The organism is Phormidesmis priestleyi BC1401 (assembly GCF_001650195.1).
GTDB classification, from domain to species: domain Bacteria; phylum Cyanobacteriota; class Cyanobacteriia; order Leptolyngbyales; family Leptolyngbyaceae; genus Phormidesmis_A; species Phormidesmis_A priestleyi_B.
Map to the genome: position 1 here is coordinate 1 of NZ_LXYR01000095.1, position 10,207 is coordinate 10,207.

10 protein-coding genes are annotated in these 10,207 nt (G+C 49.4%); 4 read left to right on the top strand and 6 right to left on the bottom strand.

What is annotated here, in order from left to right:
* Both A8707_RS24585 and A8707_RS24590 read left to right on the top strand, forming a co-directional pair.
* Positions 1–219, top strand: a 219-nt coding sequence (locus tag A8707_RS24585; protein ID WP_156518841.1) for a DDE-type integrase/transposase/recombinase, incomplete at its 5' end; no start/stop codon positions are given.
* 130 nt (positions 220–349) lie between these two features.
* Positions 350–1,000 carry an LON peptidase substrate-binding domain-containing protein gene (locus tag A8707_RS24590; RefSeq protein ID WP_068819897.1) on the top strand — a complete coding sequence of 217 codons (651 nt, stop codon included), beginning with the start codon at positions 350–352 and terminating at the stop codon, positions 998–1,000.
* Between the two features lie 21 nt (positions 1,001–1,021).
* On the opposite strand, the gene pheA is transcribed toward A8707_RS24590, so the two are convergent.
* Positions 1,022–1,861, bottom strand: coding sequence for a prephenate dehydratase (gene pheA / locus A8707_RS24595; RefSeq protein WP_068819899.1), 840 nt, complete (start codon positions 1,859–1,861; stop codon positions 1,022–1,024).
* 121 nt (positions 1,862–1,982) lie between these two features.
* On the opposite strand from pheA, the gene A8707_RS24600 reads away from it, so the two are divergent.
* Complete coding sequence (locus A8707_RS24600; protein WP_068819900.1) at positions 1,983–2,570, top strand: DUF1997 domain-containing protein; 588 nt, start codon at positions 1,983–1,985, stop codon at positions 2,568–2,570.
* Here the strand turns inward: A8707_RS24600 and A8707_RS24605 are convergent.
* The 4 genes from A8707_RS24605 to A8707_RS24620 all read right to left on the bottom strand — a co-directional run bounded on the left by A8707_RS24605 (position 2,567) and on the right by A8707_RS24620 (position 8,989).
* Entirely contained in the window at positions 2,567–3,271 is a 705-nt protein-coding gene (locus tag A8707_RS24605; RefSeq protein ID WP_231948456.1) for a ribonuclease HII, read from the bottom strand. The genes A8707_RS24600 and A8707_RS24605 overlap by 4 nt on opposite strands.
* A gap of 9 nt (positions 3,272–3,280) precedes the next feature.
* Positions 3,281–5,440: a ribonuclease E gene (gene rne, locus A8707_RS24610; protein WP_068819902.1), complete on the bottom strand. Its 2,160-nt coding sequence runs from the start codon at positions 5,438–5,440 to the stop codon at positions 3,281–3,283.
* Positions 5,441–5,915: 475 nt separating this feature from the next.
* The gene (locus A8707_RS24615; RefSeq protein ID WP_068819904.1) at positions 5,916–8,522 is read right to left on the bottom strand and encodes a TIGR03960 family B12-binding radical SAM protein; all 2,607 of its coding nucleotides are present in this window, start codon (positions 8,520–8,522) and stop codon (positions 5,916–5,918) included.
* 128 nt (positions 8,523–8,650) lie between these two features.
* Positions 8,651–8,989: an STAS domain-containing protein gene (locus tag A8707_RS24620; RefSeq protein WP_068819912.1), complete on the bottom strand. Its 339-nt coding sequence runs from the start codon at positions 8,987–8,989 to the stop codon at positions 8,651–8,653.
* Positions 8,990–9,303: 314 nt separating this feature from the next.
* Between A8707_RS24620 and A8707_RS24625 the strand changes: the two genes are divergently transcribed.
* A complete protein-coding gene (locus A8707_RS24625; protein WP_068819906.1) occupies positions 9,304–9,498 on the top strand; it encodes a hypothetical protein in 195 nt (64 codons plus the stop codon).
* Between the two features lie 36 nt (positions 9,499–9,534).
* Here A8707_RS24625 and A8707_RS24630 read toward each other — a convergent pair whose 3' ends face one another.
* Positions 9,535–9,987: a hypothetical protein gene (locus tag A8707_RS24630; protein ID WP_068819908.1), complete on the bottom strand. Its 453-nt coding sequence runs from the start codon at positions 9,985–9,987 to the stop codon at positions 9,535–9,537.
* Positions 9,988–10,207: the final 220 nt, after the last annotated feature.

Here is a 10,207-nt window from a genome sequence, read left to right on the forward strand (position 1 = left end):
AGCAAGTACCTGAATAACATCATCGAGCAGGATCACCGCAACATCAAGCGATTGACAAAGCCAATGATGGGATTCGGCTCATTCAACACAGCGAGACGAACCTTGAGTGGCATCGAAGCGATGAGTATGATTCGCAAAGGACAAGTGAAGGGAGTCAGCAAAGGGGACAGTGTATCTCAAGCGAAGTTTATCGAAGAACTGTTCGGAATTAGCGCTTAACGGAATGCGAACGAGATACTTCGTTTGTCACTAAAAAGTATTTGCGACACAACCCCATCTCCCTGCATCGATTCCTATCTCTAAGATGGGCTAGAGTAAAGGGAGAAGCAGTCTTTTTAGTTGGCGAATAATGGCACCTTCATCGATCGCAGTCCGAGAACTTCCTCTCTTTCCCTTACCCGAAGTCGTTTTGTTTCCGGGCAGACCTCTGCCTCTGCACATTTTTGAGTTCCGCTATCGGATGATGATGAATACGATCCTTGAAAGCGATCGTCGCTTTGGCGTATTGATGTGGGATCAAGTGCAAGGTAAGCCCGCTCTGGTCGGTTGTTGTGCAGAAATTGTTCAGTTTCATCGACTGCCAGACGATCGCATGAAAGTTTGGACGTTAGGGCAACAACGATTTAGAGTTTTGGACTATGTTCGTGAAAAGCCCTACCGAGTCGGCTTGGTTGAATGGATTGAAGACAATCCTCCAACTCAGGATTTAAGACCGCTGTCGAATAATGTCAGCCAGTTATTGCAAGATGTAGTTCGTTTATCTGCCAAGCTGACTGGGCAAGAAATAGAGCTTCCTGAGACGATTCCAGACCTGCCGACTGAGTTGTCTTATTGGGTTGCCAGCAATCTCTATGGGGTAGCAGACGAGCAGCAGTCACTCCTAGAAATGCAGGACACCGCAGCTCGTCTCGATCGTGAAGCAGAAATCTTGACTTCGACGCGCAACCATTTAGCAGCCCGTACCGTTCTTAAAGACACGCTGGGGGAGACCTCTGAGTAGGGCAGTTTTGCGGGGGTCAAGTCAGATTGGTAAAACGTCGTAACTGCCAAAGATCTTCAGCGTTTCTGTGTGGTTGGTCAACTCTGCTAATGCTGATTGCATTGAGTCGGCTCTAGCATCGGCTTCTAGATCGATGAAGAAGAAATACTCTCCCAGAGAGCGTTTGGTAGGGCGTGATTCAATGCGGCTCAGGTTGATATTGCGCTGTGCGAAGATCTGAAGGGGAGTCACTAATGCTCCTGGCTGATTTGCCCCAGTGCTAAAAGCTAGGGATGTGTAGCCTCCGCCCGGAGAAGGCTCTAGCCCCAACAGTAGAAACCGAGTGCAGTTGTCTGGATAGTCATTGATGGGACACGTCAAAATTGGCAAGTGGTGTAACTGAGCAGCACGCTGGGACGAGATCGCCGCGATCGTTGAATCTCCATCTAAATATTGCAGCGCTTCGGTAGTAGAGTTGAGCGCGATCGGCTGGGCTTTTGGCAAAAACTTGTCTAACCATTTCTGACACTGAGCTAGCGCTTGAGGGTGAGAATAAACGACTCGGATAGTGTCCCAATCTTTAGCACGGGACAGTAAAGCGTGAAAGATGGGCATCACCAAAGCGCGCTGAATTCTCAAGCCATCTAGCTGCCAGAGGTTGTCTAGCGTCATTGTGACACTGCCTTCGATCGAGTTCTCGATCGGCACGACTGCTAGCTGCACCTCTTTAGAAGCAACTGCCTCTAACGTCTGACCAATACTGAGATAAGGACACAGAATGGCATCTTGTCCTGTCTCCTGCTTGAGCCAGTCGAGACACGCGATCGCGGCAGCTTCGGTGTAAGTGCCAGGAGGTCCAAGGTGCGCGATCGAGATTGCCATTCTACTACTCTTTTTCTAAACAATTTTTTAATATTCCCCCAGGGCTACTTCAATGTATGAGAAGCTAGTTAGAATTACTTAATAATTACCTCTCATTCATTAGACACCCACATTATTATCAATGGATATTAGGTTTGCCGCTTCTCAATCTGTTGAAATCGTCGTTCCAGAACAGCCCATTCCGATCGTTTACTATCTGCGTCAACCTCAGCGAGTCGTGAATGCCCTTGCCGCTTCTAGTCGTATCGAATTGTTGAATGACGATCGGTTTCGTCTCACGATGCGCCCGTTGAGTTTTATGTCTCTTAGCATTCAGCCAACGGTAGATATGAAAGTGTGGGCAGATTCTAATGCGGCAATTAACGTGAGGTCGATCGGATGCGAGATTCGCGGTGTTGAATATATTAATCAGCGCTTTTCTCTCAATCTCGTTGGGCAACTTTATCCAACTCAACTTGGGCAAACGACCTACCTGAAAGGAAAAGCCGATCTAGACGTGCAGGTCGAGCTGCCGCCGCCGTTCTGGATGACTCCTAAGTTCTTATTAGAGAGAGCCGGAAATGGTTTGTTGCTGAGTGTCTTGAGCACAATTAAGCAAAGACTGCTGCATCAACTCCTGCTTGATTATCGAAATTGGGCAACGAGTCAGTCAGAAACCGAAACGGCTCAAGGAGGAATTGTATTTCCAATCAATCATCCCGCATCTTAATCAAATAATTCCAGTTGAAGCAATGCCTTTTGAATGGGAGCATAGCTTCGACGATGAAACGGAGTTACGCCGAGTTCCTCGATCGCTCTCAGATGTTCTTTCGTCCCATAGCCAGCATTGCGCTCCCAGCCGTAGCCAGGATGCCTCTTTGCCAACCGTTTTAGAAAGCGATCGCGGCGCACTTTTGCGACAATTGAGGCACACGCGATTGCATACGAAGATGCGTCTCCGTCAATGATAGCGGTGTGCGCTCCAAGGTCTGCTGTCTTGATTTCGCGTCCATCGATCAGAGCATGGTCGATCGGCTGAACATGACGTAACGATCGCTGCATTGCCAAATAAGATGCTCTGAGCACGTTAAATTCTTCAATTTCTGCAACAGTCGCAGTGCCGACTCCTACCGCTGTCGCTTGATGCAAGACTTGGGGAAAGAGGCGATCGCGCTGGGCAACCGACAGAAGCTTAGAATCTCGAACTCCTGCAATCATCAAGCAGTGAGGAGGCAGCAATACGGCAGCGGCTACGATCGGACCACACAAACTTCCGAGTCCTGCCTCGTCTACTCCCGCAATTCGCAGGCATCCCTGCCTCCAAAAACTTTGCTCGACCTCTAAGCCCGGATTCTTAACCACACTCATGCCCAAACTATAGAGTTTAAACGAGAGAATCTGAGAGGTGGGAATCTCAGATTCTCGTGTCAAAGATTTAATCTACTCCCCTGCGGTTGCAGAAGACCGACGACGACGACGACGAGTGACCGTCGCTTCTTCCTCTGGTTCGGGGGCAGGTTGTTCGGTTAGGTCTGGTTCTGAAGGAACTTCTGCGACGGTAAAGCTAGGAGTTAAAAGAGGTTCAGGTTCAGCAACGACTCTGGCAGAAGGCTTCTTCCGAACTCTCAGGGCAATAGGTTCAGGGCTTGGTGGGGGAGAATCCTCCACGTCTGGTGCAGGGTCTTCATTCTCAACCTTCGGAGTCTCTGTGTCTTCGACGGGTGTTGGTGGTGCTTGCCCCGGTAACATCACAAAGATGTTTGCCGACTTTGGATTTTTCAACTCCTGAGTGGTGAGGACGATCGGGGAGATTCCCATCCACGCATACACGTCTTGCTCATCGGGAGTCATCTCAACATAGATCGACTCAGGCGGTTCAGCCGCAGGTTTAACGCCTCCACGTCGAGGAGCGCGACTGCGTTTGTCCTCGATTTGTCTTGCATCTGCCAACGCTGAGGATTCTTCTAGAACGGGAGCAACGGTTGGTTCGGGAAGAGGCTCCGATCGAGGAATGACTGGAGCAGCCACCGTAATCGGAACGGGAGTATATCGAATGGGTTCTTCCCAGGGAGTTACCTTTGCAGTCACCCCTTCTCTAGCAGGCACCTCTTCTCGAGTAGTCGGACTGTCTACACGTTTCCGTCGCCGTCTATTTGCACCGCCCCGACTGCGCTCTTGATAGCTAGGATGATTGAGCAACTCTAAATCCTGATCGCTGCTATCGCCATCAGCGTCATCTCCTTCCCAAGATGAGTCGCTTGCAGCAGGAAGCTCTCGGCGGGGGTCGGGGAGGCGACGGCTCTCGCGGTTTTCTCTTAGAGACACCGACGATCGCTCCAGGTTTTCCCCTTCATCATCGTGGGATTCTCCAGGCAAGTGAGCCAAAAGCCCCAATCCACCGCAGGTTGCGCAGGGGCGACCAAAAAGTTCGTAGATATTTTTGCCCTGACGTTTGCGAGTCAGTTCAACCAGTCCTAATTCTGAAAGCTGAGAGATTTGCGGCTTCGACTTATCGGCGCGCAGAGCTTTGTTGAAGTGTTCTAGCACCTGCAACTGATCGCGTCGGGCATCCATATCGATGAAGTCTACGATGATGACTCCTGCAATATTTCTCAGCCGCAGTTGCCGGGCAATTTCGGTTGCCGCTTCGCAGTTTGTCCAGAGAACTGTTTCGCGGGCAGTCGCCGATCGGGTAAACGACCCAGAGTTTACATCAATAACGGTGAGAGCTTCGGTGCGTTCGATGATAATATATCCGCCAGAAGGCAAGTCTACTCTAGGCTTGAGCGCTTCTCGAATCGCGGCATTCACCCGGAAATATTCTAAAATCGGCACTCGTTCGCGATGATGATCGATCAGCACTCCTTGAGGAGACTTTCCCCCGCCCCAGTTGACGAGTTGTTGTTTAACGCGTTTTAGCCCTGTGTGAGAGTCTACGACAATGCGATTCACATCTGAGCTATAGACATCCCGCAATACGCGTTGAATAAAGTCGTCATCACGGTTCAGCAGCGCTGGAGCACGAGTAGAGCCAGCTTCCTGAAGCACAGACTCCCACTGCCGTTGCAGCGTTTCTAAATCTTCGATGATTGCCTCTTCGGGCATTCCTTCCGCTTCCGTGCGAATCACGATTCCCATGCCAGCAGGTTTGACCAGAATCGCTAAGGCGCGTAAGCGGTTCCGTTCATTTTCACTGCGAATGCGCCGCGATAGATTAACGCCTCGACCATATGGCATTAGCACGAGATAGCGTCCAGGAAGCGAAACATTTCCAGTTAACCGAGGACCCTTATTTCCGGTAGGTTCCTTCATCACCTGCACAAGCACTTTCTGTTGGGGAGCCAACAGCTCAGTGATCGAACCTGCTGCCCGCTTTAGCCGCAAAGGACCCAAATCACTGACGTGAATGAAGCCATTTCGCTCTGAGTCGCCGATGTTAACGAAGGCAGCGTCTATCCCAGGCAGGACATTTTCGACAACTCCTAAGTAAATATCGCTAACTTGGTGACTTCCAGTGGCAACAATGATTTCTTGAATATGATCTTCCGAAAAAACAGCAGCAATTCTATGCTGTTCAGCGATAACAATCTGCTTTGTCATTCAATTTCCTCAAAATTGGCGGTGGTGAGGGCATCGAAGTTCTTGCGCCTCTCACTGTTTTCCTTAATTTTTGTGAGCTAAACTTTTAAAGCCACGTATACCTAGAAGTCGCCGATGATCTGAGGTCTACAAACCCTCTACCTCAAGCCCGGAGCCTCTGTGTCAGACGAGTCAATACACAAGCTGTGATCTGTGGGGCAATTTAGCCCGTCACTAGACGAATTAAATTTCGCGACAAATCAACAATGAGCGGAAAGTCTAGCAAGAGTAAGCTGCGTCTGGCATCTAATGCAATTCGCCCGATGCAACCACGGGGAACTCTAGTCCACAACTGCCTCTGATGCAAAGTATTATAGCGTGTAGGCTTGACTCTGCTACCAAATTTATAGAATTTACCGAGATTGGCTGAAGTCTTCGCGAGTTAACGAAGGTTTAGACGATGTAAACGATCGCAGTTTCCCCTATAAAGACCTATTCAATCACTCGCCAAAATCAGTTGACTCCGATGGGTGTGAAGCAGCCTCAATTCTTGCTGTGAAGCTTGTTCTAGGAGGTAAACTACATGGTCAGGGCGCAGCAGAGTGCCATCATTGCGGCAACTGCCAATGTATTGCAGAACGGTTTGCAATTCATCGACTTCTACGATCGTCAGATCGAAGAGCCGATCGCGCAAGTTGATCGACTGCACTTTGCCAGATTTAGTCGTCTGCTCAAACCAGATTTCTGTTTTGATTTTGATTGCCTCAATCCACTCTTGCCACTGAGCCAGGGAAGCGACTTCAGCCGAATCAACTCTAATCTGATACTCGGCTTTCTCTAGAAGTTGGGTGGAAGCGGGGGTACTGACCTCGACTGGTTCAACACTATAAATCGGGATGTCGATCGGCAGTTTAGATGCCAGCTTTTCACGAAAAGTTTCGGGGTCGATCGCCTCCGTCAGTTCAAAATCTACAATCTCGCCTGAACTGGTGGTTCCCAAGGGCAGAGCATTGGCGGACACAATTCGAGGTGAGGGGTGAAATCCGCCTGTAAAGGTGATGGGAAGCGACGCACGACGCACCGCACGATCGAACAGTCGCATCAAATCGAGGTGGCTGATTAACGCCATTTCACCCACTTTGCCCAACCGAACTCTGAGTCGCTGCGATCGCTGTTGATTTGGTTCAAAGTGCCCCGCAAATTGAGGAATGGGCAGCGGCGGCACCACGACATTGTGTCCAAAATCAACGCCGCACACGCCGCAATGAGAGCATCCTTCAAACGAGCAGTCGGGGACGATCGCGGCTTCTAATGCCCGATGCAAATCTGTTTTGAGCCACTGTTTATCAATGCCAGTGTCAATGTGATCCCACGGGAGCGCATCATCCAGGGAGGAATGAGGGTTTGATGGATCTTCCTGGTCGTCTTCATCCTTTTCAAAGACGTTCCATTCACCGCTCTCAACTTTGCGATATTTCCAGGTCAAGTCTGACTCGTCGATCGCCTGTGTCCAAGCAGCAAAGGCTTTGTCGAGGCTTTCCCACCAGGCATCCATTCCTGCGCCAAGCTCCCAGGCACGACGGACGACGGCTGACAAGCGACGATCGCCGCGACCTACAAAGTCCTCCATTGCTGAAATACGGACATCGGTGAAGTTGACTTTTAAGCCGCGCACCCCATAGAAAGCTTCTTTTAAAAGGGCTTGTTTGCGCTTAAATTCGGTAGTCGAAACCGAGTGCCACTGAAAAGAAGTGTGAGGTTTAGGGGTGAAATTAGAAATCGTGACGTTGAAATCTAACCGTCGTCTGCCCTGCTTGCTGCACTCCTGTCTGAGCCATCGCATCGTTTCGGCAATTCCCAACACATCCACGTCCGTTTCACCGGGCAGACCAATCATAAAGTAGAGCTTGATTTTGTCCCACCCTTGTTGAACGGCAGTTTTGACTCCTCGCAGCAGTTCCTCGTTGGTCAACCCTTTATTTACAATGTCTCGCATTCGCTGAGTGCCCGCTTCAGGTGCAAAGGTGATTCCGCCCTGACGTGTTCCCCCGATGATGTTAGCAATGTTTTCATCGAAGCGATCGACGCGTTGACTCGGCAGCGTCAGAGTGATATTTTCGCCCTTTAGCCGATTTTTAATCTCCATTCCCACGGCAGGAAGTGCCAGATAATCTGAGCAACTGAGAGACAGCAAAGAGAATTCGTTATAGCCCGTCGCACGCACTCCTTGCTCGATCGTCTCAACGACTTGATCAGGCTCAACGTCTCGTGCAGGGCGAGTCAGCATTCCCGGTTGGCAGAAGCGACAGCCCCGCGTGCAGCCGCGCCGAATTTCGATGGTTAAGCGATCGTGAACCGTCTCAATATAGGGAACCAGCCCGATCGAGTAAGCAGGCATCGGGTCAGCCACTCGTCGCAAAATTCGAGCAGGGACATCGGGGCGATTGGGATGCACAGAGCCATCTTCTGCCATGTCATAAAACCGGGGGACATAAACTCCAGGGATTTGTGCCAAGTCTAAGAGCAAGTCTTCGCGGCTTAACTCGGCTACTTTCCCTTCTTCTAAAACCAGCCCGATTTCAGGAAGGAGTTCTTCGCCATCTCCTAACGCGATGAAATCAAAAAAGTCGGCGTAGGGTTCAGGATTCGAGGTTGCGGTCTGTCCACCTGCAAAAATGAGAGGATAGGACGGGTCAGCCCGATCGCGCCAGGTCAGAGGAATGCCTGCTAAATCCAGCATTTCCAGAATATTAGTGGCTCCTAATTCATAGCTGAGACTAAAACCGAGGATGTCAAACTCAGTCAGCGATCGCCGTGACTCAACTGCAAATAAAGGAGTCTGAGTTGCTCTAAGTTTGGCAGCAAGATCGGGCGCGGGAAGATAGGCGCGATCGCACAGTTGTCGAGGCTGGGCATTTAAGATGCTGTAGAGAATGATATGTCCAAGATTGGATGCCCCGACTTCATAGATTTCTGGGTAAGTTAACACCCACCGGACGGTAGCCCTATCCCACGGTTTGTGGATTGCGCCTAGCTCGTTGCCCAAATATCGGGCAGGACGCAGAATATCAGGAGTCAGTAATGCTTCGACTGCGACTGCCACGGTTCAGTTACCTTGCTATAAGTCTGAAGAGATCGACACCTCAGTATACTGAAGTTTAGCAAGGTACTCACCGCAGCGTTGACCGTGGAGTCGCGTTAGAAGCAGTCGTTAAGTTGGTGTAGTTGAAACTATTCAGCGATCGTTGCCTCAAACGCTGCTGAGTCCTCAAAGATCTCAAAGATGCTATCTAGCTGAGTTAACTCAAAAATAATCCGAATTGATGCGGATATCGAACACAGGCTAAACCGCTTATACTGCCTTTGAGCCAAACTAAGTGTGGAAACCAGCACCATCAATCCAGCGCTATCCAGTGATTCGACATTCTGCATATCTACGAGCAACGCTGAGGTCTGCTCTGACTTGACTGCGATCGTAAGCTGGTCTTGGAGTGTAGAAGCATTCGCTGCATTGACATATTCTTGGGGACGAACGACGACGGTTTGAGGATGAACGAGTACGCTCTGCATTATCTGAATCCCTCGGTTACTAAAGTAAAGAACTTGATGCCAACGCTCTGACAATAACTGCACATCGATTCTGATGCCCACCACGACTGCATGGTTTCGTGAAATCTTTATTAGAACCCCACTATTGTTTAAACTTTTCAGTAAGCTTCTTGAATTGTATACATAAACACATACAACTTCAGTAATTTAAACCTAAGACTGGCATTCATTGGGCAAGCTTGGTGACTTAAATCACTTCCAGTCTGTTTGTTAAATCACTTAAGAAATGGAACGTTAGACGGACAATACGGAAGTATGAAATCGTCACAGTGCTTATGAAAACTAGTGAAATTATTCGTCAGTTGGTAGGGAGAGCACTTTACTTCAAATGTTTGACTCCAGATATTGAGAACGAAATCAACTATGAACTAACTCGGCAAGGGCACATTTCTGATGTAGACTACGAAGCTCTTGAACTTCTAATGGCTGAAATGGATGCGGGTCGAATCCGATTAGTACCTAGCTCTTAGCTCGCAGAAACAAGAAATTATCAAAAGGGTGCCTATTTACGGGCGATCGAGACCGTCTCTATCAGAAAATATATCCGGGTGCGCTTGGCAAATCTGACGGACAAATTCATTAAGCTGACGGCGAGCCACGATCGCGTTTGGCTCTGAATGGGCGATCGTATCCAACTTGTAAAGAGACGACAAAAGCGGGATAGCTTCAACATCTAGCGCTTGACGAAATAGAATTGCGGGTAACAATAAGTCTGACCCTTGCCGCAAATCGTGACACGAGCGTTCAAAATGATGCTCAGACGATTGAGAAAAGCCTTCTGTCCCTAGTGAATCCACCGCGAGAATTAGAGGACGTGCCCAGCACAAACGCCGCGTTTCTATAATCTGTATCACTTCTGCATAGAGGCAGGTTGCGCCAAGCTCAAGACAGACGATCTGTGATGGCTGCAATTTAACGATCCAGGCTTTTGACTCCTGGTGCTGTGAATCGAGATCCATCGGTTAAATTAACGTAACGGCACTGCTATGATTCTAAGTGCCTGCTTCTGCCGATGGCTACCGTTAGAATGCTAGGTATTTTTTGCGATCGAGTCCTCTTTAAAAAACAAGCTCGTTCTGAGATATAGCCGTGGTCAACAGTGTTAGGACGTAGCCTCTTTAAGCACAGACTCTATGGCTTGTCGAAGGGAAGCCGCGCTCGATAACCCCTTGCGAATTC